At 52.4% G+C, this 23,554-nt stretch carries 17 protein-coding genes and 1 tRNA gene; 6 read left to right on the forward strand and 12 right to left on the reverse strand.

Features of this window, described 5'->3' with window-relative positions; all coding sequences use genetic code 11:
* Window positions 1–119: 119 nt before the first annotated feature.
* Complete coding sequence (gene higB, locus H9644_RS14175) at window positions 120–434, forward strand: type II toxin-antitoxin system toxin HigB (protein WP_191775034.1); 315 nt, start codon at window positions 120–122, stop codon at window positions 432–434.
* Window positions 431–847: a type II toxin-antitoxin system antitoxin HigA gene (gene higA, locus H9644_RS14180; protein WP_000560254.1), complete on the forward strand. Its 417-nt coding sequence runs from the start codon at window positions 431–433 to the stop codon at window positions 845–847. Before higB ends, higA begins: the two co-directional genes overlap by 4 nt.
* 98 nt (window positions 848–945) lie before the next feature.
* Here higA and fadH read toward each other — a convergent pair whose 3' ends face one another.
* The 7 genes from fadH to ebgR form a co-directional block, all read right to left on the reverse strand.
* On the reverse strand, window positions 946–2,964 hold the full coding sequence (gene fadH, locus H9644_RS14185) for an NADPH-dependent 2,4-dienoyl-CoA reductase (protein ID WP_191775036.1): 2,019 nt from the start codon (window positions 2,962–2,964) through the stop codon (window positions 946–948).
* A gap of 433 nt (window positions 2,965–3,397) precedes the next feature.
* Window positions 3,398–5,749, reverse strand: a complete 2,352-nt coding sequence (gene ygjK / locus H9644_RS14190; RefSeq protein WP_191775038.1) for an alpha-glucosidase — start codon at window positions 5,747–5,749, stop codon at window positions 3,398–3,400.
* A gap of 16 nt (window positions 5,750–5,765) precedes the next feature.
* Window positions 5,766–6,836: a protein YgjJ gene (gene ygjJ / locus H9644_RS14195; RefSeq protein WP_064529598.1), complete on the reverse strand. Its 1,071-nt coding sequence runs from the start codon at window positions 6,834–6,836 to the stop codon at window positions 5,766–5,768.
* A gap of 142 nt (window positions 6,837–6,978) precedes the next feature.
* The gene (locus tag H9644_RS14200; protein ID WP_001285444.1) at window positions 6,979–8,412 is read right to left on the reverse strand and encodes an amino acid permease; all 1,434 of its coding nucleotides are present in this window, start codon (window positions 8,410–8,412) and stop codon (window positions 6,979–6,981) included.
* Window positions 8,413–8,474: 62 nt separating this feature from the next.
* The gene (locus H9644_RS14205; protein WP_191775041.1) at window positions 8,475–8,924 is read right to left on the reverse strand and encodes a beta-galactosidase subunit beta; all 450 of its coding nucleotides are present in this window, start codon (window positions 8,922–8,924) and stop codon (window positions 8,475–8,477) included.
* Window positions 8,921–12,013, reverse strand: a complete 3,093-nt coding sequence (gene ebgA, locus H9644_RS14210) for a beta-galactosidase subunit alpha (RefSeq protein ID WP_191775043.1) — start codon at window positions 12,011–12,013, stop codon at window positions 8,921–8,923. Before ebgA ends, H9644_RS14205 begins: the two co-directional genes overlap by 4 nt.
* A 183-nt stretch (window positions 12,014–12,196) precedes the next feature.
* Window positions 12,197–13,180 (reverse strand): transcriptional regulator EbgR, encoded by a 984-nt coding sequence (gene ebgR, locus H9644_RS14215; RefSeq protein ID WP_191775046.1) that lies wholly within the window; start codon window positions 13,178–13,180, stop codon window positions 12,197–12,199.
* Window positions 13,181–13,398: 218 nt separating this feature from the next.
* Here ebgR and H9644_RS14220 point away from each other — a divergent pair, with 218 nt between their 5' ends.
* Window positions 13,399–13,731, forward strand: a complete 333-nt coding sequence (locus H9644_RS14220; RefSeq protein ID WP_000450588.1) for a tRNA-binding protein — start codon at window positions 13,399–13,401, stop codon at window positions 13,729–13,731.
* Window positions 13,732–13,775: 44 nt separating this feature from the next.
* Here the strand turns inward: H9644_RS14220 and ygjG are convergent, their stop codons facing one another.
* Entirely contained in the window at window positions 13,776–15,155 is a 1,380-nt protein-coding gene (ygjG, locus tag H9644_RS14225; RefSeq protein ID WP_064529859.1) for a putrescine aminotransferase, read from the reverse strand.
* Between the two features lie 417 nt (window positions 15,156–15,572).
* Between ygjG and aer the strand changes: the two genes are divergently transcribed.
* Window positions 15,573–17,093, forward strand: a complete 1,521-nt coding sequence (aer, locus tag H9644_RS14230; RefSeq protein ID WP_191775048.1) for an aerotaxis sensor receptor Aer — start codon at window positions 15,573–15,575, stop codon at window positions 17,091–17,093.
* A 120-nt stretch (window positions 17,094–17,213) separates the two neighbouring features.
* Here aer and nfeR read toward each other — a convergent pair whose 3' ends face one another.
* Window positions 17,214–17,837 carry a DNA-binding transcriptional regulator NfeR gene (gene nfeR / locus H9644_RS14235; RefSeq protein ID WP_064529603.1) on the reverse strand — a complete coding sequence of 208 codons (624 nt, stop codon included), beginning with the start codon at window positions 17,835–17,837 and terminating at the stop codon, window positions 17,214–17,216.
* A 276-nt stretch (window positions 17,838–18,113) separates the two neighbouring features.
* On the opposite strand from nfeR, the gene nfeF reads away from it, so the two are divergent.
* A complete protein-coding gene (gene nfeF / locus H9644_RS14240) occupies window positions 18,114–18,878 on the forward strand; it encodes an NADPH-dependent ferric chelate reductase NfeF (protein WP_064529604.1) in 765 nt (254 codons plus the stop codon).
* 53 nt (window positions 18,879–18,931) lie between these two features.
* Here nfeF and H9644_RS14245 read toward each other — a convergent pair.
* Window positions 18,932–19,007: transfer RNA gene (locus H9644_RS14245), tRNA-Ile, on the reverse strand.
* A 125-nt stretch (window positions 19,008–19,132) separates the two neighbouring features.
* Between H9644_RS14245 and mug the strand changes: the two genes are divergently transcribed.
* On the forward strand, window positions 19,133–19,639 hold the full coding sequence (gene mug, locus H9644_RS14250) for a G/U mismatch-specific DNA glycosylase (RefSeq protein ID WP_064529605.1): 507 nt from the start codon (window positions 19,133–19,135) through the stop codon (window positions 19,637–19,639).
* 80 nt (window positions 19,640–19,719) lie between these two features.
* On the opposite strand, the gene rpoD is transcribed toward mug, so the two are convergent.
* Window positions 19,720–21,561 (reverse strand): RNA polymerase sigma factor RpoD, encoded by a 1,842-nt coding sequence (gene rpoD / locus H9644_RS14255; protein WP_064529606.1) that lies wholly within the window; start codon window positions 21,559–21,561, stop codon window positions 19,720–19,722.
* Window positions 21,562–21,754: 193 nt separating this feature from the next.
* The gene (gene dnaG, locus H9644_RS14260; protein WP_064529607.1) at window positions 21,755–23,500 is read right to left on the reverse strand and encodes a DNA primase; all 1,746 of its coding nucleotides are present in this window, start codon (window positions 23,498–23,500) and stop codon (window positions 21,755–21,757) included.
* Window positions 23,501–23,554 lie beyond the last annotated feature (54 nt).

Consider the following 23,554-nt stretch of genomic DNA (forward strand, 5'->3'; position numbering starts at 1 on the left):
CATTCTCTTGTTTAGTGTTTTTCAACGTTTATTCTTCCGTCACACAGATAAATTCATCCGTTGCCAATCTGTCAACGGATGTTATCATATTGCCAATTTGTCAACGGACTTGATGAAGAATGCACCTGATCACTCAAAAAGCATTGAAAGATGCTGCGGAAAAATATCCGCAGCATAAAACGGAGTTGGTGGCACTGGGGAACACGATTGCTAAGGGATATTTCAAAAAACCTGAGTCATTAAAAGCAGTGTTCCCATCTCTGGATAACTTCAAATATCTGGATAAGCATTATGTTTTCAATGTCGGGGGCAATGAATTACGTGTTGTAGCAATGATCTTTTTTGAATCGCAAAAGTGCTACATACGCGACGTTATGACGCACAAAGAATACGATTTCTTTACCGCCGTTCATCGTACTAAGGGGAAAAAATGATTGCGATTGCCGACATCTTGCAGGCAGGAGAAAAGCTAACCGCTGTGGCACCTTTTCTGGCGGGTATCCAGAACGAAGAACAATACGCCCAGGCGCTGGAACTGGTAGATCATCTGCTGCTCAACGATCCTGAAAACCCCTTGCTGGATCTGGTATGTGCCAAAATAACCGCGTGGGAAGAATCAGCGCCTGAATTTGCTGAATTTAATGCGATGGCTCAAGCCATGCCTGGCGGTGTTGCTGTGATTCGTACTCTGATGGATCAATACGGTTTAACCCTTTCTGATTTGCCGGAAATTGGCAGTAAATCAATGGTGTCACGCGTTTTGAACGGGAAGAGAAAATTAACGCTGGAACACGCTAAAAAACTGGCTGCGCGATTCGGTATTTCTCCCGCCTTGTTTATTGATTAACGCGGCCTGCCGGATGCGGCGTGAACGCCTTATCCGGCCTACGATCATTAGCCGGATAAGACGCGGCAAGCGTCGCATCCGGCACGTCAAATAACGATTTAAATCTCTAACGCAAGCCGTGTTCCCTGGGCAATTGCCCGTCGTGCGTCCAGCTCCATAGCCACATCGCAGCCGCCAATTAAATACACGGTTTTCCCGTTATCAATCAGCGGTTGCGCCAGCGTGCGGTTTGGCTCTTGCCCCGCGCAGATCACCACATGATCCACTGCTAATACCTGCATTTCGCCGTTGATCACCACATGCAGCCCGTCATCGTCGATCTTCTGGTAACTTACACCAGGGATCATCTTCACGCCGCGTGAGAGCAGGGTGGTGCGATGGATCCAGCCGGTGGTTTTGCCCAGCCCTTGTCCTGGTTTGCTGGCTTTGCGCTGGAGCATCACAATCTGCCGTGGGCTACGGGGGATCTGCATTCCTTGCGAACTTAAGCCACCGGCCTGTTGCAGGCTGCTGTCAATGCCCCATTCTGTGCAGAACTCGGCAATGTTCTGGCTGGTGGATTCGCCAGGCTGACTCAAATACATCGCCGTATCAAAACCAATCCCGCCACAACCGATGATGGCGACTTTGTTGCCCACCGGCGCTTTGTCGCGCAGTACGTCGAGATAACTCAGCACCTTCGGATGATCGATCCCGTCGATGGGCGGAATGCGTGGCACGATCCCGCTGGCGAGGATCGTTTCATCGAATTCCTGTAACTGATCCGCAGTTACGGTGTGATTGAGTTTGAGCGCTACGCCCGTTACTTCGATCATTCGGCGGTAGTAACGCAGCGTTTCGTAAAACTCCTCTTTGCCGGGGATCTGTTTGGCGATATTAAACTGCCCGCCGATCTCGCTATGCGCATCAAACAACGTTACCTGATGCCCACGCGCCGCCGCGTTAATGGCAAACGCCAGCCCCGCCGGACCGGCACCAACAACCGCCAGATTTTTTTTCTGCACGGCAGGAAGGAACGGCATTTTGGTTTCATGACAGGCGCGAGGATTGACCAGACACGATGTGACTTTGCCAACAAAGATCTGATCCAGACAGGCCTGGTTGCAGCCAATGCAGGTGTTGATCTCATCAGCTCGCCCCGATTGCGCTTTTGACAGCAGCTCGGCATCAGCAAGAAACGGTCGCGCCATCGATACCATGTCCGCATCGCCGCGCGCGAGAATATCGTCGGCAACCTGCGGATCGTTAATGCGGTTGGTGGTCACTAACGGCAGCGAGACGTGACCTTTCAGTTTACGCGTGACCCAGCTAAAGGCGCCGCGCGGTACTGGTGTGGCGATGGTCGGAATACGCGCTTCATGCCAGCCAATTCCGGTGTTGATAATGGTTGCGCCAGCCGCTTCGATGGCCTGCGCCAGTTCCACCGTTTCGGCAAAAGTACCGCCGCCTTCTACCAGGTCGAGCATCGACAAACGGTAGATAATAATGAAGTCGTTGCCGACGCGTTCGCGCACCGCACGCACTACTTCAACGGCAAATCGCATCCGGTTAGGGTATTCGCCGCCCCACTGGTCGCTACGCTGGTTGGTGCGCAGCGTCAGAAATTCGTTGATCAAATACCCTTCGGAACCCATCACCTCTACGCCATCGTATCCCGCCTCCCGCGCCAGTTGTGCGCAGTGGGCGAAATTGTCGATCAGTTGCAGGATTTCTTCATGGCTTAACTCATGGGGAACAAAGCGGTTGATGGGGGCCTGCAGTGCGGACGGTGCCACCAGATGCGGCTGGTAGCTGTAGCGCCCGGTATGCAAAATTTGCAGGGCGATTTTGCCGCCTTCCTGATGTACCGCTTCGGTAATCGTGCGATGGTGTGGGATCTGGCTGACGTCGTTGAGCATTGCACCACCTTCCATGCCAACGCCTGTTAAATCTGGTGCAATGCCGCCGCTGACAATCAGCGCCACGCCGTGACGGGCGCGTTCGGCATAAAACGCTGCCAGCCGCTCGGCACCGTCCGGGTATTCCTCCAGCCCGGTGTGCATTGAGCCCATCAGCACACGATTTTTTAACGTGGTGAAGCCTAAATCAAGCGGGGCGAACAGCGACGGATAGCTCATAAAATTGTCCAGTATGTAAAATAATTGTTATGTGGTCGGATGAGTTATAATTTAGCCGTCGCCGGGGAAAAGGGAAAAGGGGAATGCGGGGTTTGTGATGGGATTCAAAAAGAATACGCCCGGTGGCAACGCCGGATGCGACGCTTGGCGCGTCTTATCCGGCCAGGGGGAGCGTACATGTAGGGCGGATAAGGCGTTTACGCCGCATCCGCCAGTGGCGTGGTGCAATTGCCGGATGCGACGCTTGACGCGTCTTATCCGGCCTACAGAACTACGGGAGCGTACATGTAGGGCGAATAAGGCGTTCACGCCGCATCCACCAGTGGCGTGGTGCAATTGCCGGATGCGACGCTTGATGCGTCTTATCCGGCCAGGGGGAGCGTACATGTAGGGCGGATAAGGCGTTTACGCCGCATCCGCCAGCCGTTGCTAATTACTGCTTACGGAAAAAATCGTTATACAACATATACAAATGCGCGGCACTCCAGGAGAAATTTGGTGCACCTTGCTGTGCGCCGGTCAGCGGATTGTAATTCTCCTGAATCGGACCATCGGCGGTTAATCCTTTGGCGTGCTGGAAGAACATATCCGCGAGCTTCAGGGCATCATCGCGATACCCGTAACGCTCCATCCCTTTCAGGCCAAACCAGAACTGATCCACCCATACGCGCCCGCGCCAGTAAATGTCCGCACCAAAGGCCGGGTTCGTTAACGCCGCCGTTCCCAGCGGAACAAAGGTGTTGAACTCTTTGGTGTCCAGCATCACCTTCACCACCGCGTCGGCGTTGGCCTGCGTTGCCGCACCGTTAAACAGCGGCGACCAGCCTTCCGGCCCTTTACCACGCTCGACAATCGGTTTTCCCGCGCAGCCGTTCGTCAGCGGTTTATCTTCAATGCGCACGTCATAGTAGAACTGCGTGGTCGGGTCGAACATGCAGGTGTTGATGTAGTCCGCGAGCTGCTGCGCCAACTGGCGATAGCGTTTGGCCTCTTCCGGCTTACCGAGAATGGTTGCCATCTCGGCCAGATAATGATTATCGCTGTACATATAGCTGGCCTGATCCACTGACTCCTGCAGTAGCGAGTAGCCCAGCAACGTTCCGTCCTGGCTGCGGTTCTCGGCGAATTTCACCGTCCAGTCGCTACGTTTACCGCCGCTTGCGACATATTTATCCAGCTGTTCTTTGTCGATAAAACCAAAGACGGCGGCGTCATCACGACCCGATTCCCACGACGCAGCAACCTGTGCCGGGATTTCCAGACTATCATACTGGCCTTTCTCTACCACACGGGCGTAGTTATTCAGGCCAGACTGCGTCTCTTCTTTGTCGCCTTTTTTCACCGTAAACAGCATCTCGCCGTTCTCAGTGTTGTGGGCTTTATCGCGGGTCGCGCCATATTCCGGCACGCCGTTGCCGTTGTGATCGCGGTTACGTAACCACCAGTCGTGATAGGCCACCAGTTTCGGGTACATCTCTGCCAGCCAGGTTTTATCCTGGGTGACGTTATACACTTCCATCACCGACCAGGCGGCAAGGCTGGGCTTGGTGTTACGTTCGTTCCAGTTGCCGCCATCGCCTCCGCGCTCCGGGCTAAGGTTCCACGCTATCAGGTCGGGGACAAAGCCCACATCCTGCGAACGCACGGTGTCGCCGGGCTGGATCTGCCAGGAGAAGACCGCGCGGATATTCTCTTTGGCGATATCGGGATTGAAATGCGCCATCGCAAACGCCTGTTTCCAGGTATCCCACGGCCAGGTCTGATTGCCGGAGAACCAGCGCCCGGTCACCGACGGCGTGACGGTGTTATATTTCACCGCGCCGCCCGGCGAGCGCCAGTTACCGTTGAGCGTCTCGATTGCTTTTACCGCCACGCGCGTCTGTTCTGGCGTCGCATCTGGATTGGTTAACCCTTTCTTCAGGTACTCTTCCCAGCGTTGCTGCGAGGCGGTGAGATAAAACGCCGGACGCGCCAGAATATCGCGGATTTGCATCTGCTCTTTGCTAACTTCTTGTGCGGTCAGCAGATGGGAATAGGTGGTATAGAGCGTCGTCGAACCGTTGATATGCGCCTTACTGGTAAAGCGGTTGCCGTTGATTTCAGTCTGCACTGGCAGGGATTTATGCACCTGATATTCCGATTCGCCGGAGGTCAGCAGATCCCAGGTGGCGCGCACTTTGCCAAAGGTAACTTTCAGACCATCACGGGTGGCGCTGATTTTGCGCTGATAGTCAGGATACTCGCCAGCAATGGTTTTATCGGAAAGCGGTTTCCCTTCTTTGGCTTCCAGTTTTTCCAGCAGTTCACCGTCCCACACCAGATCCAGTGGTTTATTGCTGGTGATTTTGGTTTCCAGTAGTGACGTGCGCGGCGTGGCGAAGCGCAGAGTCATTTCGACCTGCACATCTTTTGCTGTCAGTTTTTGCACCAGCGCGCCGGGAATACTGTATGCCTCCAGCGTGAAGTCGACTTTCTTGCCATCCTGCAAGACGGTCAGGCGGTCGAAATTGGTCGCCATAAAGTTGATGTACTCTTCCGTCAGCAGCGCAACGCCCGGAAAACCGCCCATGGTGTTCGGACCGTCTGGCAACAGATGACCATGCCAGGCACCGAGATCAAAAAATGGGTTGTAACGCTGGTGGTCGTCGTAATCGTAATCCTTCATGTATTGCGGTGCGCCGGTACGGTTAATCACGTTTTTATAATTGTCGGCGTTAGCGGCATGGGCTGAAAAACTCATCAGCAGAGCACAGGCTACTGGCGTTAAAATAGTTTTGATTTTCATGAAATTACAGTCCTTATTACCAGTAGAAATATTGCATCAGGAAGATTTGGTCGCTGGGATCGTTAGAGGCATTTTTCATGTAGAAGCGGCTGTCAAAAGCCGTTGCGAAACGTCCGCCGCCGTATTCGTACCAGACACCAAACTGCATGAAAGAGGTGGTTTCATCGTCAGCGTGGTCAGGGCGATGTTTGGCGTAGGTGTAAGCGGTGGAGAGATAAACGCCCTTTAACGCTTCATACATGGCGCTCACCATCATTCCGCTTTCACTTCCCGGTACGTCCAGTCCGTCGGCGCGTCCGGTATGGTGCCAGGCGCGGGCTGCGAAGTTAGGGGTAAGCAGGCCAGTGAGATAGAGTTGCCCGGTGCCGTCGGTGATTTCCAGACCGTTCATCCAGGTGATGCCTTCGGCAAGGTCATACTGGATGTAACCGTTCATCATTGCCGGATAGGTGTATTTGTCGTCGTAGCGATCGTATTTGCCAAAATGCAGCCAGGCTTTGCTTTCGTCATGATGTCCGGCAGGTGTGGCGGTGACGCTATAACGAAAGTTGCCGGTTAAGTTCTGTACCTTCAGCGCAGTCATAATGTCGCGGGTATTGGGAATGACGTAGCCCAGATCGGGGGTGAAGTCGCCCCACCATTGCAGGTCATCCAGCGAGGAATCCTGGCGCAGACTGAGCATGATTTCGGTGCCATCGTTGGTACGATAACCGCCATAGAAACGGTTAATCCCACCTTCAAAACCGCCCCAGCTATGGTCAGGCACCCAGGCATTGCCGTCGTGGTCGGCCTGCACGGTCCAGCCTTCGCCGTAAATCAGGCCGAACCAGGAGCCATATTTCATCTCCAGACCGCCTTCGATATAAGTGCCGTCGCTGTATTTATGTTTATTCTCGCCCTCTAAATCCATATATCCACCAACCCCCAATTCGCCGTAAAAACGAAATGAAGGAGAAGATGTTGAGGTAATGGCGGGCGTTTTTGTGTCGTCATGTTCTGCCGGACGTGCTTCTTCACCTGCAGCAGAAAACGCGTAGCAAAACGGCAGAGCAAGTAATGCTCTGCATGGCGTACTTATAAATTTCATAATATTAATCCATGAGCTAAAGAAAAAAGTACAGCCTTTTATCGTTGTAATAAATAATTATAAAAAACATAAAGGCAGAAACTATTTTCCCTCTCCCCATCCAGGAAGAGAGAAAATGCCTGCTCATTTTTTATTAGTCTGCTTAATCAACATTGTTGGCTGGCGTCGCTTCAATATGGCGCTCTTCAGCCGTGAGTCCCTTTATATATTTACTGTATTTCCACCACGCAAAGCCGAGGAAGATAACAATACCGCCGACGTTATAAAAAATGATGGTCAGAATATTCGCACCAGTCGGGAATGTCGAAGCGACAAATCCTACGGCAAATATCGCAATCAGCATTGAAACAACGATAATACCGGTGCGGCGGGAACCCATACGGAAATCGCGTGGCAGGTGATCTAATTTGGCGCGTAAATTCAGATACGCCAGCATGATGAATAACGGCGGAAGCATGGACGCTGCGGCAGTCATATTAATAATGGTATTCATCAGATCCTGCACGGTATTGGAGCCGAGCATCGGGATAATCATCAGCGGGATGACGATCAGGAACTGGATCCACGCTGCGCGCGCCGGAACGCCGTTTTCGTTCAGTTCAACGGTTTTCTTACCAAAGATGCCTTCCGGGATTTCGGAGAAGAAAATTTTCACCGGCGTTGCGGTCCACATCAGCAGGGAACCGAACATCGCAGTAAAGGAAACAAGGCCAACAAAGCGATTCATTAACGCTTCCGGCAGACCAAAATACGCCGCCATGCCGTGGAATACCTGTACCGATCCGCCGGTAAACTTCAACTCTTTGCTGCTGACGAAGACGTTAATCAGCACCGAGGAGACGGAGTACAGTACACCAATGAAAATCCCGGCGAGGATGATCACTTTAACGAACGATTTCGAACCGCCTTTGACGTCGTTAACGTACACCGCGACGGACTCCGCGCCGCCTGCGGCCATAAAGATCCAGGTGGTAACGCCGAGGAACGCCCAGTTGAAGTTCGGGATCATCGCGTCAACGGTGATCGGATCGGCAGGCTGTACGCCACCAACCAGCGCCGTACCTGCCAGTAAAATGTAGGAGAGCGTTAACAGCAGCATTAGCGTTGAGGTCACGGAGGTGATTGGCCCCAGCATTTTCGCCCCGTTGGTAGAAACCCAGGTGGAGAAGGCGAACAGCACCATACTGATAATGGTGGTAGCAACCGGCGTCATAATATATTCGTAGCCGAGGAAGGCATATGAAGCGTAAGCAATAACGCGCGGCAACAGCGAGGTGAAAAAGAACAGGTTTACGAACCAGTAGGTATAGGCAGTAATAAATGCCCAACGTCCGCCCAGCGAGCTTTTTACCCACGCGTAGACACCGGCTTCCGAGTTTTTGTTTAACGAGACAAATTCTGCGATGATCAGACAGAAGGGAATAAAATAAAAAATCGTTGCGAGGAAAAACATCGGCGCCGAGGCCAGTCCAAGCTCAATATTATTATTGATAACGTTGTTAAAGCTGTAAACGGCGGCAAAAGTCAGCGAGAGCAAGCCGAATTTGCCGATTGTATTACGTTTGGTATCAGACATAACACATCTCCGAAAATGAGTAGGGTAGCGGTGGCGGCAAACTCCTTTTGCCGCCGTAGTTGTTATTTGTTATGGAAATAACCATCTTCGATGGTGATTTTGAGAACGACTTTTTTGACCGCGTTATTGCAGATAAAACGATATGCTTCATGGATATCGCAAATAACGATTTGCCCTTCGTGAACCTCGACGGTTTCTCCGCAGCCTTTTAAATATTCACGGTCAGTTTCATCGCGATAATATTCCACTACCTGTAATGTCTCCTTCGGCGCATATTCAATCTTTTGCTGCCCTTGCAGGTAGTAATGCACTTCAAAATAACGACGATGCCCGGTAAATAACGCATCGGTCGCGGAGTCATTTTCCACACGGTAGGTCAATGAGTCACCGATGGAGTGGGCGACGCCAGGCTGAATGTTGTCGATATTTTCAATCGCTTCAACGCAACGTTGCCACTTCTTGCCAGAGGCGTAAATCTGGCGGAACTGTTCTAAGTTATCGATGATCCTCATTGCTTATTCTCGCTGTGCAAATTCGTGGAAAAGAATCCTGCGCCGAACTCATACGACGCCAGGCTTTGCGCGGTGGCTTCTCCGCCAGAAACCGGCAGCAACGTAAAGCCGTAGCTGAAGTCACGGAACCAGACGCGCCAGGAGTCCAGCACCTCGCTGCCCCAGGAGTTGGAGCCGAGGCCAAGCAGCTGGTGGTCAAGATTCAGGGTGATGTCATCACTGCGCTGCAGCTCGTTGCAGTGCTGGGCAGCGTGGATGTTTTCCTGGGTGTAGTGCCAGGCGCTGAAGTTAATTGGGCGCTGTGGAACCACCAGCAGGCCGTTGCCGTGGCGGTTTGTCAGCGCCGCCCAGCGGACATGCTGACGGTTGCCGTTGTTCTGCGGGAAGGGATAGTTCTCGAACATGGCATCGACGGTGCTGCGCCAGATATCGATGATGTTAGCCTGCTGGCTGTCGGCGTAGTTTTCGCCCGGTCCACGTCCGTAATATGCCACCTGGTCGTATTCGCCGTTAATCCCCATGGTGAAACCGATGCACGGAATGATGTGTGGATAGTCGCCGTAACGCTCGCCGGAAAGCGTCACGTTAACCTGGCCATCGGCAGCGATGCGCCAGATGTAGGTGCAGCGCATCCCGAAGTCAAACACCGGAGGAGCAATAACCGTGTGGCTGATGATCAACACCTCGCCATCGCTCTGTTCAACGGCAAAGTCGCGCAGATGTTCCTGCATAATCTGCAAATGATTCGGCTGCCACAGCCCTTCGTACTCCTGCTTGTGGTTGTCGATCATCGGCTTGAAGAAGTTGATCTTAGGCTCGCGAGTCAGCAGCGATTCGCCATTCACCTGCCAGGATGTCGGTTTGCCACTCATTTTTGAGAAGGTGATCGCGAAGTTGTAGCCGCGAACGATGCAGCTCAAACGATCGTCTTCCAGCATCAGCGGACGAGCGTTGTTCGGTGTGAAAGGCACTGGCTGTGCGGTGTTTTCCTTCAGCGGGAACTGATAAGTGGCGATAGGGTGTCCGGCGTCGCTGTAGCGGGTGCGGGAATCTTTGGTCACCGTAATATTGAGGAATGCTTCGCGGGCGTCCAGTTGCGGCAGCGTAATGTGCAATGGCGCTTCGCTGTTCGGCGCAACGTCGCGCAGCTTAATCTGCTGCGTCGCGAGCGTTTCACCTTCGGCGCGCACCTCTACGTGCAGGGTGTAGTCATCAAGCGTGGTAAACCACAGTTTATTTTCTACTTTCAGTTCGCCGCGAGTAAGATCCAGCGCGTGGATTTTTACTGGCGCAATAACTTGTTTGTACTCTTTCAGACCTGGTCCCGGCGTTTGATCGGAATAGATCAAACCATCAAGACAGAAGTTATAGTTGTTGGGATAGTCGCCGTAATCGCCGCCGAATTTATACCAGACGTTGCCGTTGTCATCCTGCGCCTGGATCCCGTGGTCGCACCACTCCCAGACATAATGCCCCTGAATGCAATCGTGCTTATAGAAGACGTTCTGATATTCCGTCAGCCCGCCAGGTCCATTCCCCATCGCATGGGCGTATTCGCAGATGATGCGCGGCTTCGGATGCGGGTATTCACCAAACTCATTCATCAGCGGCACGCGGGTGTACATGGTGGAAATAATATCGACCACTTCGGCATCGCGATCTTCTTCGTAGTGTACCAGGCGCGTGTCATCCAGCGCCTTCGCTGCGTGGTACATCGCGCGGATGTTACAGCCATAGCCGGACTCGTTGCCCAGCGACCAGATGATGATCGACGGATGGTTTTTCTGCGCGTGAATATGCCGAACGATGCGCTCGACGTAGACCTTTTCCCACTGCGGATCGTCGGTAATGCGGCTGATATCGCCGACGTTAGCAAAGCCGTGCGATTCGACGTCGGTTTCCGCCATCACAAACAGGCCGTAGATATCACACAGTTCGTAAAAACGCGGATCGTTCGGGTAGTGAGCAGTACGCACGGAGTTGATGTTGTGCTGCTTCATCAACTGAAGATCTTTCTCGACGCGATCCATCCCAACGGCGCGGCCTTTGCGATGATCGTTGTCGTGACGGTTGACGCCGTGCAGCATCACATAACGGTTATTGATCCAGAACAGACCGTCGCGCACTTTGATATCACGGAAGCCAACGCGTTGCGGCACCACTTCCAGAACGTTGCCGTCGGCGTCTTTCAGCGTCATGACCAGATGGTAAAGATAAGGGGATTCTGCGGACCATTGCTGCGGCTGTTCGACAGTAAAAGCAAAGCTGGCGCTGGTCAGTTTTTCAATTGCCAGATGATCAATGGCGCCGCTGTGCACCACACGCTCGCCATCGAACAGAGTATATTCCAGCGTCGTTACGGCAGGGGAGGCAGCGAGATTTTCCAGCACCACTTCGCAGGACAGCGTGGCATCGCAATAGGCTTCGTCAAAATCGGTGCGTACGGTGAAATCGTTAATATGCGTTAGTTGTTTTCCGACCAGATAAACATCGCGGAAGATCCCCGCCGACCACCACATATCCTGGTCTTCCACGTAGGTGGAATCCGCCCACTGCATCACGCGCACACACAACAGGTTGTCGCCGGTTTTTACCATCGCACTGATGTCAAACTCTGCGGTCAGACGGCTGCCCTTGCTGAAACCAACATACTGACCGTTAACGTAGACTTCAAAATAGGTTTCGACGCCGTCAAATTTAATCAGCGTCTGCTTGCCTTGCCAGCCGTCGCTGAGGGTGAAAATGCGTTGATAGGCACCGGTTGGGTTATCGCTGGGGACAAAAGGCACATCGATGGGGAACGGAAAACCTTCGTCGGTATATTGTAGTTTGCCGTGGCCTTCCATTTGCCACATGGCGGGGACGGTGATGTATCCCCAGTTAGCCATTAACTCGGAAGTGAAAGCTTCTGGCACTTGCAGCGGATGATCAAAAAAGTGGAAATTCCACTGGCCGCTTAAGGGCAGAAACAGGCTGCTGGTTTCGCGGGCAAAGGTACGCGCCTGCGCAACAGAATCATAAGAAAAAAAGTACGCACGCGGCGCAAGTCGGTTTTCGTGGGTGAGCTGAATGTTTTCCCAGCGATTCATAGGGCCTCCCGGTAGAGAGAAATCGGAACCATTCATGGTGATGGTAGTTTGTGTAATTGCTGGGGAGTTTAGTAAAATTTTTACTAAAAAATAGCGAATAAATGCATTTACTTTAACTGGATCACGAAAATAAACGGCAGCACTGTCCGGTAAAAACGATTGCCGGACAGTGCGTAAGGGGATTTAGCGGGTTGTACCGCGCAGTTTTAATTTGCTGGGAACGAAGACTAACAGCGGCAGCGCACGACCATCGCGAGCCTTTTCATACAACAGGTTGACGCCCTGGCTTCCCATCATTTCGGAATGGATGCGCACGGTTGAGAGCGGCGGAAAGGTAAATCGCGCGGTGGGGATGTCGTTAACGCTGATAAGCGAAATATCTTCTGGGATGTTCAGGCCACGTTCATGAATTGCCCGCAGTACGCCAATAGCAATGGAATCGGAAGCGACAAACAACGCCTTCGGGTAGTCTTCCCGCGCCAGCATTTGCTTTGCCAGTTCATAGCCCGACGAACTTGAAAAACCGCCGCGCCAGATGTCTTCTTCGCGTACCACTTGTTTCAGTCGACCATATTCCACAAAGGCGACCTCGCGAATATCCGCCTTGCCAGGCAAGTCTTCGCCACCAATAAAACCAATACGATTAACGCCCTGATCGATATAGAAATCGATGATTTCTTTACTGATGCGTGCCAGATCGATATCCACCGCATCGTAACCGCTGCCGGGTTCGTGAAAGTCGATAAAACAGATATTGTCGGTCAACGCGCTGGCGGCGGCGCGCAGTGCGGGCGTGGGTTTGCCAACAATCAAAATGCCGGTGACGTTTTTAATGTCTGGCAAGCCGTTGTGTTCATAACAGTTGGTCAGTTCAATCGCCAGCTTTTCGCACTGGGTTTCAATGCCGTGGCGGATCGCCAGATAGTAAGGATCGTTGATCTCCAGCTCCTGTTGGTAGCTGTAGATAGCCAGAATATGGTGTTGGTTGACTGCGCCTGTCTGTAGTTTACGGGCGCTACTGGTCTTGTACTCCAGCTTTTCGGCGATCTCGAGAATGCGATGTTTCGTCTCTTCTTTCACATTCAATGTCGGATCGTCATTTAAGACCCTGGATACTGTCGCCAGGGATACGCCAGCTTCGATTGCGATGTCTTTTAGTGTTGCCATGTTTACCTTTTTTACTTTCCCTGATGTGCGCTTCCATTGTAGAGGAAGTGCTTATCGGGTCACCTGTTTTCAGTAAATAAAGCGCGTTTCTTTGACGCTGTAACGGTAACACAGCGACGTACGAATGTGATCACGCCTGCATTCTCCATTTTTAGCCTACAGGATTGAGAAAAACTTTTGCTATAGTTTAGTAAAATTTTACTTGAGGAGGGACAACAATGGAAACCGTGGCTTACGCCGATTTCGCGCGTCTGGAAATGCGCGTCGGAAAGATTGTGGAAGTGAAACGCCATGAAAACGCCGACAAGCTGTATATCGTACAGGTAGATGTCGGTGAAAAAACGCTGCAAACCGTGACCAGCCTGGTGCCGTACTACAGCGAAGAAGAGCTGATGGGGAAAACGGTGGTGGTGCTGTGCAATCTGCAAAAAGCGAAAATGCGCGGTGAAACCTCGGAATGCATGCTGCTGTGTGCGGAAACCGATGACGGCAGTGAAAGCGTGCTGTTAACGCCGGAACGCATGATGCCTGCGGGCGTGCGAATCGTATAAGAAAATATCGGATGGCGATGTTGCATCGCCATCCGACATCGGTATTACGCTTCTTCCACACTCACGCGCATGGCCGCCAGCGCCTTACGCGCCGCTTTGATCACCACTTCACACTGTTCAACGGTCAGCGTCAGTGGCGGTTCAATGCGGATCGTTTTGGCGTTGTTGAGCGTTCCGGCAACCAGCACACGCTGGCGGAACATCTCGCTGGCAAAGTTGTAGCCGATTTCGTTATCAACAAACTCAATCGCCATCAACATCCCTTTACCACGCGCTTCCTGCACCAGATCGGGATATTCCCGTGCCAGCTGGCGGAAACCGTCCAGCAACATATCGCCTTTTTGCTCTGCCTGGGCCGGTAGGTTCTGTTCCAGCAACACATTGATGGTCGCCAGCGCCGCCGCACAGGCCAGCGGATTGCCGCCAAAGGTGGTGGTGTGCAGGAACGGGTTGTCGAACAGGACTGAGAACACCTCTTCGGTAGCAATGGTTGCGCCAATCGGCATCACGCCGCCACCGAGGGCTTTCGCCAGGCACAGAATATCCGGCTGAACGTTCTCATGCTCGCAGGCGAACATCTTGCCCGTCCGCCCCATTCCTGTTTGTACTTCATCAAGGATCATCAGTGCGCCGAACTCATCGCACAACTTACGCACGGCAGTGAGATAGCCCGGCGGCGGCAGAATTACGCCACCTTCGCCCTGAATCGGCTCAAGGATCACCGCAGCCACATCATCACCGGTTTTTTTGCACTCGCTAAGGGCCGTGCGCATGGCTTCGATATTGCCAAACGGCACATGACGGAAACCTGGCAGCAGCGGCATAAACGGTTTGCGGAAGGTCGATTTCGCCGTGGCCGACAGTGCGCCGAGCGATTTACCGTGGAACGCGCCGCTGGTGGCAATAAAAGTAAACTTGCCGCGCGGCGACTGATAAGCCTTCGCCAGTTTCAGCGCCGCTTCAACGGACTCGGTGCCGCTATTACAGAAGAAGCTGTATTTCAGTTTACCGGGCGTTAGCGCAGCAAGGGTTTTCGCCAGCATCGCCCGTAATGGGTCGAGCAATTCCTGACTATGCAAGGGCTGTTTCGCAAGTTGATTCTGTACGGCGGAAACCACAACTGGATTACGGTGCCCCACGTTGAAAATTCCAAAACCTCCCAGGCAGTCGATAAACTCCTGTCCCTGGGTGTCGACAAGCGTATTTAAACCTCCCGCTTGCCACTCTACGGCTCCGTAATCCCCGCCGGCGGTAACAGATTTGCGATACTCTAAAAACCCCGGATTGACATGCTCTTTGAAGTATTCAATCACCTCCCGGTTAAGTGCTTTCATCTCCTCATGATCCAGCGTTCGCTTCTCAATGAGATTCAGGGCGTGGGCGCTGCACGCTAAAGCCGATGCGCTCGAAGGTAACCTGTTCAAAATATGCTCCGGAGGCTCGCGTATCACATGATACCGATTTAAGTATTGCAGGGATTGCGCCACTCCGGCTGCGATCGCGAAAATCGGGATAAACACAAATTGTATTATCATTTGTGTAACATTTAATGCTGCTGGTTAACTTTTGTTGTTATTTTGCACGATTTTATCTGGGATGGATTTTGCGTTCGCAGCGCAAATGCACTCTTTCAGGGCAATAAAAGCCTGATTTTTGGGCAAGATAATTAACGTTTTCGGATAATAACAGAGTGAAAGTATTTTAAATCAAGGAATTAGAGCTTGTGCTTTAATCGCAAATTGCGATCTAAATCAAATTAAAGTGCTAAAGATAACCGCGCCTGGGCCGACATAACTTCCGACAAGAAGTTAACAACCATATAACCTGCACAGGACGCGATTATGTCTTCTCATCCGTATGTCACCCAGCAAAATACCCCGCTGGCTGACGATACTACCCTGATGTCCACTACCGATCTGCAAAGCTATATTACCCACGCCAATGATTCTTTCGTGCAAGTGAGTGGCTATACCTTGCAGGAGTTACAGGGCCAGCCGCACAACATGGTGCGTCACCCGGATATGCCAAAAGCGGCGTTTGCTGATATGTGGTACACCCTGAAAAAAGGGGAACCCTGGAGTGGTATTGTGAAAAATCGCCGCAAAAATGGTGACCATTATTGGATACGGGCGAATGCAGTGCCGATGGTGCGTGAGGGCAAAATCAGTGGCTATATGTCGATTCGCACGCGGGCGACGGATGAAGAGATCGCGGCGGTCGAGCCGCTGTACAAGGCGCTAAACGCCGGACGTACCAATAAACGTATCCATAAAGGGCTGGTGGTGCGTAACGGTTGGTTGGGAAAATTGCCTTCATTACCGCTTCGTTGGCGAACGCGTGGAGTGATGACGCTGCTGTTTCTCGTGCTGGCGGCCATGCTTTGGTTTGTTGCTGCCCCGGTGGTGACGTATTTCCTCTGTGCGTTAGTGATGTTGTTGGGAAATGCCTGTTTTGAATGGCAAATTGTACGCCCGATAGAAAATGTCGCCAGCCAGGCGCTGAAGGTGGCGACCGGAGAGCGTAATAGTGTTGAGCATTTGAATCGCAGCGATGAGCTGGGGCTGACATTACGCGCGGTAGGGCAGCTAGGTCTGATGTGCCGTTGGCTAATTAACGATGTTTCAAGCCAGGTGTCCAGTGTCAGAAACGGCAGCGAGACGCTGGCGAAAGGCACTGATGAACTGAACGAGCATACTCAGCAGACAGTAGATAATGTCCAGCAAACGGTAGCGACCATGAACCAGATGGCAGCGTCGGTGAAACAGAACTCAGCTACAGCTTCGGCTGCTGATAAACTTTCTATCACCGCCAGTAATGCGGCGGTGCAGGGCGGGGAAGCGATGACCATGGTGATCAAGACGATGGATGATATTGCCGACAGTACCCAGCGCATTGGCACCATTACTTCGCTAATTAACGATATAGCGTTTCAGACCAATATTCTCGCCCTGAATGCGGCGGTGGAAGCGGCGCGTGCCGGAGAACAAGGCAAAGGTTTTGCTGTGGTGGCAGGGGAAGTGCGTCATTTAGCCAGCCGTAGCGCCAATGCTGCCAACGATATTCGCAAGTTGATCGATGCCAGTGCTGATAAGGTGCAATCCGGCTCGCAGCAGGTGCACGCTGCCGGACGTACGATGGACGATATTGTGGCCCAGGTGAAAAATGTCACCCAGTTGATTGCCCAGATTAGCCATTCAACACTGGAACAGGCCGATGGGCTTTCCAGCCTGACCCGGGCGGTGGATGAGCTTAACATGATTACCCAGAAAAATGCCGAGCTGGTGGAAGAGAGTGCACAGGTGTCGGCGATGGTGAAACACCGCGCCAGCCGACTGGAAGACGCGGTGACGGTGCTGCATTAATCGGTATACCGGATATAGCGGTTGGTACACAATGCCTGATGCGATGCTGGCGCATCTTATCAGGCCTACGGGTGGGTGTAGGCTGGATAAGGCGTTCACGCCGCATCCGGCAATCGGTGATTAATCCAGCTGGGTAATGTCAAAAGCGGCGCGGTCGATCACCGCAATGATCTTTTTTATCTGCGCGTCGCTGATATCGCTCTGGTTGACGCGTAAGTCCAGCACCGCTTTAAAATTATCCAGCGCTCGCTTCATTTGCGGGTTCTGGCGCAATGCCGCGCCAACACAGCGCGCTTTGATTCGCTCTTCAATCATCTCGACTTGTTCGCGGTTTTCTTCCAGCCACTGCGCGCCCTGTTCGGTCAGCGCAATCTGCTTCTTGCCGCCTTCCTCTTCGCGGATGGTAATCAGCGACTGCTCCTGGAGAAAATCCAGCGTCGGGTAGATGACGCCCGGGCTTGGGGTGTAATTCCCCTGGGTCAGATTCTCAATCGCTTTAATCAACTCGTAACCGTGGCTGTCATCGCGCGAGAGAATATCCAGAATTACCAGACGCAATTCACCGTGACCAAAGAAACGTTGCCGACGACCGCCGCCGCGACCGTGGCGACCACCGCAGCATTGACCATGTTCATGATGATGTCCATGCTCGCAGCGCTCGTGTTCTGACTTCTCACCTTTGCAGCAGCCTTCATGGCGTGGCTGGCCTTCATGTTTACAACACCCTTCGTGATGATGGCTCATATCAGCCTCCTTTTGCTTAATTAGATATATCTAATTTATATCTGATATAAACATTTCTGCAAGTACAAAAATGATTTTTAAACGCAGATGTACTCAACATCCAGGCCGGATAAAGCATTCATGCCGCATCCGGCAGCCTTGCTACGACGCGGAATGTCTTCACACACTTCAGATATATCAGTTCTACAAATCGCTTGCATTTATCATGATTAACAATCATTATCATTTGCAAATTTCATTTAGATATATCTGATTACCATCACGAAGGCGATAACAATGAATAATTCCCCCCGCTACCCGCAGCGCGTTCGCAATGATCTGCGCTTCCGTGAACTGACTGTACTGCGCGTTGAGCGCATTAGCGCCGGTTTTCAGCGCATTGTCCTTGGCGGCGAGGCGCTGGACGGTTTTACGTCGCGCGGTTTTGACGATCACAGCAAACTCTTCTTTCCTCAACCTGGCGCTCACTTTGTTCCGCCAACGGTAACAGAAGAGGGGATCGTCTGGCCGGAAGGACCGCGTCCACCTTCGCGCGACTATACGCCGCTGTATGACGAGCAACGCCATGAACTGGCGATCGATTTCTTTATTCACGATGGCGGGGTCGCCAGCGGCTGGGCGATGCAGGCGCAACCGGGTGACAAGCTCACGGTAGCCGGGCCGCGCGGTTCGCTGGTGGTGCCAGAGGATTACGCGTATCAAGTGTATGTCTGTGATGAATCCGGAATGCCCGCACTGCGCCGCCGCCTGGAAACGTTGAGTAAACTTGCCGTTAAACCGCAAGTTACCGCGCTGGTCAGCGTGCAGGATAACGCCTGTCAGGATTATCTCGTGCACCTTGATGGTTTTAATATCGAATGGCTGGCACATGATGAGCGGGCGGTAGACGCGCGTCTGGCGCAGCTGCAAATCCCTGCCGATGATTACTTCATCTGGATAACCGGCGAAGGCAAAGTAGTTAAGAATTTAAGCCGCCGCTTTGAAGCGGAACAGTATGACCCACAGCGGGTACGCGCAGCGGCTTACTGGCACGCAAAGTAATTGATATATGAAAAGAAAAAGGCTGACGATTTCTCGTCAGCCTTTGCTGTATGTGGTGGCCCCTGCTGGACTTGAACCAGCGACCAAGCGATTATGAGTCGCCTGCTCTAACCACTGAGCTAAGGGGCCATGGTAGCGGATTATAAAGTAACTCCGCGTCGCAATCCAGCCATTACCGCGCGGCTGCTGTTTTTATAAACAATGTGTTTTCAATTCGTTATACTTCCCGCGGGTTGTGTTGTTCAGGAGTTAATATGGTTGAAGATATTATTGCACCAGGGTTGCGCGTGGTGTTTTGCGGCATTAATCCGGGGCTTTCATCTGCGGATACTGGCTTTCCTTTTGCCCATCCGGCGAATCGCTTCTGGAAGGTAATTTATCAGGCCGGGTTTACCGACCGTCAGTTGAAGCCTCAGGAGGCACAGCATTTGCTGGATTATCGTTGTGGAGTAACCAAATTGGTTGACAGGCCAACGGTACAAGCAAATGAGGTGACAAAGCAGGAGTTGCATGCAGGCGGACGCAAGCTGATTGAAAAAATTGAAGATTATCAGCCGCAGGCGTTGGCGATTCTGGGCAAACAAGCATATGAACAAGGATTCAGCCAGCGCGGTGCGCAGTGGGGGAAGCAAACGCTCACCATTGGTCCGACACAGATTTGGGTGCTGCCGAATCCCAGCGGTTTAAGTCGCGTTTCCCTTGAGAAGCTGGTTGAGGCGTATCGCGAACTGGATCAGGCGCTGGTGGTGCGCGGGCGATAAAAAAAACGCCACCGAAAAGGTGGCGTTTGTGCAAAGGGACAACTGCCGGATGCGGCGTAACGCCTTATCCGGCCTACCGATTAATCGTCCAGGAAGCTACGCAGCACTTCAGAGCGGCTCGGATGGCGCAGTTTACGCAGCGCCTTCGCTTCGATCTGACGGATACGTTCGCGGGTAACGTCGAACTGTTTACCCACTTCTTCCAGCGTGTGGTCGGTGTTCATGTCGATACCAAAACGCATACGCAGAACTTTCGCTTCACGCGCGGTCAGGCCAGCCAGCACGTCGTGCGTTGCTGCACGCAGGCTTTCGGTGGTCGCAGAATCCAGCGGCAGCTCGAGGGTGGTGTCCTCAATGAAATCCCCCAGATGCGAATCTTCATCATCACCGATCGGCGTTTCCATAGAGATTGGCTCTTTGGCGATCTTCAGCACTTTGCGGATCTTGTCTTCCGGCATCAGCATACGTTCAGCCAACTCTTCCGGCGTCGGCTCGCGGCCCATCTCTTGCAGCATCTGGCGAGAAATACGGTTGAGTTTGTTGATAGTCTCAATCATATGCACCGGAATACGGATGGTGCGCGCCTGATCCGCGATAGAGCGGGTGATCGCCTGACGGATCCACCAGGTTGCGTAGGTGGAGAACTTGTAACCACGGCGGTATTCGAACTTATCAACCGCTTTCATCAGACCGATGTTGCCTTCCTGAATCAGATCCAGGAACTGCAGACCGCGGTTGGTATATTTCTTGGCGATAGAAATAACCAGACGTAAGTTCGCTTCAACCATCTCTTTCTTCGCACGGCGGGCTTTCGCTTCACCGATGGACATGCGACGGTTAATATCTTTAACCTGCTCGATGGTCAGGCCGGTTTCTTCTTCAATCTGTTGCAGTTTCTGCAGGGCGCGATGCACTTCTTCAGAGACATCGTGCAGTTTTTCTGACCACGGCTTATTCATCGCAATTGCCGCGTTGAACCAGGTATCGCTGGTTTCATTGCCGGTAAACAGAGTGATAAAGTTTTTCTTCGGCATTTTGCACTGCTCAACGCAGAGCTTCATGATCAGACGTTCTTGCGTACGAACGCGGTCCATCATGACGCGCATGCTGTTGACCAGGTAGTCAAACTGCTTCGGCACCAGGCGGAACTGTTTGAACACTTCAGACAGTTTCAGGATCTCTTCCTGGGCGGCTGCGTGACTACGGCCTTTTGCTTTGATGGTGTCACGCGTTACAACGTACTGGGCGCGCAGTTCAGCAAATTTTTCGCGAGCCAGTTCCGGGTCGATGCTGTTGTCATCGTCGGCGGTATCGTCGTCACCATCTTCTTCGTCTTCATCTTCGTCATCGTCCAGATCTTCCTGGGAAAGCTCAGAACCGACGTGAGTGGCGGTTGGCGCCAGATCTTCTTCTGCGTTCGGGTCAACAAAGCCGGTGATCAGATCGGACAGACGCGCTTCTTCTGCTTCAACACGATCGTACTGTTCCAGCAGATAGGTGATCGCTTCCGGATATTCAGCAACGGAGCATTGAACCTGGTTGATCCCATCTTCGATGCGTTTAGCGATGTCAATTTCGCCTTCGCGGGTCAACAGTTCAACGGTGCCCATTTCACGCATGTACATGCGTACCGGGTCAGTCGTACGCCCGATTTCAGATTCCACGCTGGAAAGCACCTGCGCGGCGGCTTCGGCAGCATCTTCGTCTGCTGTGTTTTCAGCCAGCATCAGGTCATCGGCATCCGGCGCTTCTTCCATCACCTGAATGCCCATGTCATTGATCATTTGGATGATGTCTTCGATCTGATCGGAATCGACGATATCTTCCGGCAGATGGTCATTGACCTCGGCATAGGTCAGATAGCCTTGCTCCTTACCACGGGTGACAAGAAGTTTCAGCTGTGACTGCGGGTTTTGCTCCATAAGACGGTATCCACACTTATTTCATGAGGTTGGTGTTGGGCGATTGACCAGATGTCCTTCAGGCGTTAACGCTGAAATCCAATGGCTGTTTACCGCCAACGATAATTACGAGGGCGTACTTATATTTTGCCGCTGCCTCTCAGTGCGGCTGTCGGGGGCTTCCCGATCGCTATTCGGCACTTAAGCCGTTAAATCACTTTTTCGCCAGTTCCTGGTTCAATGTCCAGAGTTCCAGGCGTTCTTCGTTGCTTAAACCATGCGTGCGCTCACGAGCGATTAACTCTTCCTGACGCAGTTCAAGCAGCGAATCAAACATATGGTTGAGTGAGTCGGTGAAGGTTTGTTCAGCAATATTCTTATCTGCTATATCGTCCCACATCGACAGTTTTTCAAGGGTGGCAGCATTATTTGTACCACGATAGTGCTCTAAAAGTTGCCCGGTGGTCAGACCTGGCTGGGATAGACAAGTGTTGACCAGTTCTCTGAATAAGCCAAGTCCGGGAAGCTTATTTTCAGCCAGATTTTCAAGCGGCGGGACCAACGTCGCTAATTCTGGATTTTGCACCAGCAACCCTATAAGTATACGCATGGTCGTGCGTTTTAGCTGCGGAACAGGACGAGAAACGCCGCTCTCTGCTGCTTTCGGCATTAATCGTTCAAGCTGGCTGTCATCAAGTATGCCTAATTTGTTGCCTAATTCCTGACGAAGATATATTCGCAGCGTTTCGCCTGGTACCTGCGAAATCAATGGCAGCGCCAAAGTACTCAAGCGCGCGCGCCCGTCTGGGGTGCTCAGATCAACTTGCGGCATCAGAGTGTTAAACAGAAATGCGGAGAGTGGCATTGCCTGCTCCATCCGCGCTTCAAACGCCTCTTTACCTTCTTTGCGCACCAGAGTGTCAGGGTCTTCACCATCAGGCAAAAACATAAAACGTAGCTGACGGCCGTCTGTCATGTAAGGCAACGCCGTTTCCAACGCTCGCCAGGCAGCATCGCGACCTGCGCGGTCACCGTCATAACAGCAAATGACATTGTTGGTTGCGCGGAACAACAGTTGAATGTGATCGGCAGTGGTTGACGTACCCAGCGACGCAACGGCGTAATTAATACCGTATTGCGCCAGCGCCACCACGTCCATATAGCCTTCGACCACAAGTAAACGTTGGGGTTCAGCGTTATCCTGCTGCGCTTCATAAAGACCGTAAAGCTGGCGGCCTTTATGGAAAATATCGGTTTCCGGCGAGTTCAGGTATTTGGGGGTATCGTTGCCCAGCACGCGCCCGCCAAAACCAATTACCCGACCGCGTTTATCGCGAATAGGGAACATTACCCGCTCGCGGAAACGATCGTAACTACGGCCCTGATCGTTAGTTACCAACATGCCCGCATCAATCAATGACTGGCGATTTTCTGGATTGCCGCCAAACCGTTTCAGGACGTTGTCCCAGCCGGGGGGCGCAAAACCAATCGCAAAACGGGCGATGACCTCGTGGCTTAATCCGCGTTTTTCCAGATACTGGCGCGCAGACATGGCAACAGGTTGCTGTAAAGATTGTTGGTAAAACGTATTCAGACCGTCCATCAACTGATAAAGCGTTTGCCGTTGATGGCGCTCGATCTGGCTGGGGCCGCTGCCTGCTTCAAATGGCACTTCAAGATTGTGCATTGCCGCCAGCTCTTCGACCGTTTCGACGAACTCGAGCTTGTCGTAGTTCATCAGGAAATCGATCGCGTTGCCGTGCGCGCCACATCCAAAGCAGTGGTAAAACTGTTTCTCACCGTTAACGGTGAATGACGGGGTTTTCTCGTTGTGGAATGGACAACACGCGTGGAAATTCTTGCCCTGCTTTTTCAGCTTCACACGGGCATCGATCAGATCGACGATGTCGGTGCGTGCCAGCAGATCATTAATGAATACGCGTGGGATTCGTCCAGCCATAGGCCCCGATTTTTAGCAATTCATAAACGAAAATAAGCCGCGCATTCCTTTCGG

The organism is Escherichia whittamii (assembly GCF_014836715.1).
Lineage (GTDB): Bacteria > Pseudomonadota > Gammaproteobacteria > Enterobacterales > Enterobacteriaceae > Escherichia > Escherichia whittamii.

Bases quoted from the DNA above. Each gene is read 5' to 3' on its own strand.
- ebgR (WP_191775046.1), bottom strand. From the start codon at position 13,180: ATGGCAACACTAAAAGACATCGCAATCGAAGCTGGCGTATCCCTGGCG.
- dnaG (WP_064529607.1), bottom strand. From the start codon at position 23,500: ATGGCTGGACGAATCCCACGCGTATTCATTAATGATCTGCTGGCACGC.
- fadH (WP_191775036.1), bottom strand. From the start codon at position 2,964: ATGAGCTATCCGTCGCTGTTCGCCCCGCTTGATTTAGGCTTCACCACG.
- H9644_RS14200 (WP_001285444.1), bottom strand. From the start codon at position 8,412: ATGTCTGATACCAAACGTAATACAATCGGCAAATTCGGCTTGCTCTCG.
- higB (WP_191775034.1), top strand. From the start codon at position 120: ATGCACCTGATCACTCAAAAAGCATTGAAAGATGCTGCGGAAAAATAT.
- higA (WP_000560254.1), top strand. From the start codon at position 431: ATGATTGCGATTGCCGACATCTTGCAGGCAGGAGAAAAGCTAACCGCT.
- nfeF (WP_064529604.1), top strand. From the start codon at position 18,114: ATGAATAATTCCCCCCGCTACCCGCAGCGCGTTCGCAATGATCTGCGC.
- H9644_RS14205 (WP_191775041.1), bottom strand. From the start codon at position 8,924: ATGAGGATCATCGATAACTTAGAACAGTTCCGCCAGATTTACGCCTCT.
- nfeR (WP_064529603.1), bottom strand. From the start codon at position 17,837: ATGAGCCATCATCACGAAGGGTGTTGTAAACATGAAGGCCAGCCACGC.
- mug (WP_064529605.1), top strand. From the start codon at position 19,133: ATGGTTGAAGATATTATTGCACCAGGGTTGCGCGTGGTGTTTTGCGGC.
- H9644_RS14220 (WP_000450588.1), top strand. From the start codon at position 13,399: ATGGAAACCGTGGCTTACGCCGATTTCGCGCGTCTGGAAATGCGCGTC.
- ygjJ (WP_064529598.1), bottom strand. From the start codon at position 6,836: ATGAAATTTATAAGTACGCCATGCAGAGCATTACTTGCTCTGCCGTTT.
- rpoD (WP_064529606.1), bottom strand. From the start codon at position 21,561: ATGGAGCAAAACCCGCAGTCACAGCTGAAACTTCTTGTCACCCGTGGT.
- ygjK (WP_191775038.1), bottom strand. From the start codon at position 5,749: ATGAAAATCAAAACTATTTTAACGCCAGTAGCCTGTGCTCTGCTGATG.
- ebgA (WP_191775043.1), bottom strand. From the start codon at position 12,013: ATGAATCGCTGGGAAAACATTCAGCTCACCCACGAAAACCGACTTGCG.
- aer (WP_191775048.1), top strand. From the start codon at position 15,573: ATGTCTTCTCATCCGTATGTCACCCAGCAAAATACCCCGCTGGCTGAC.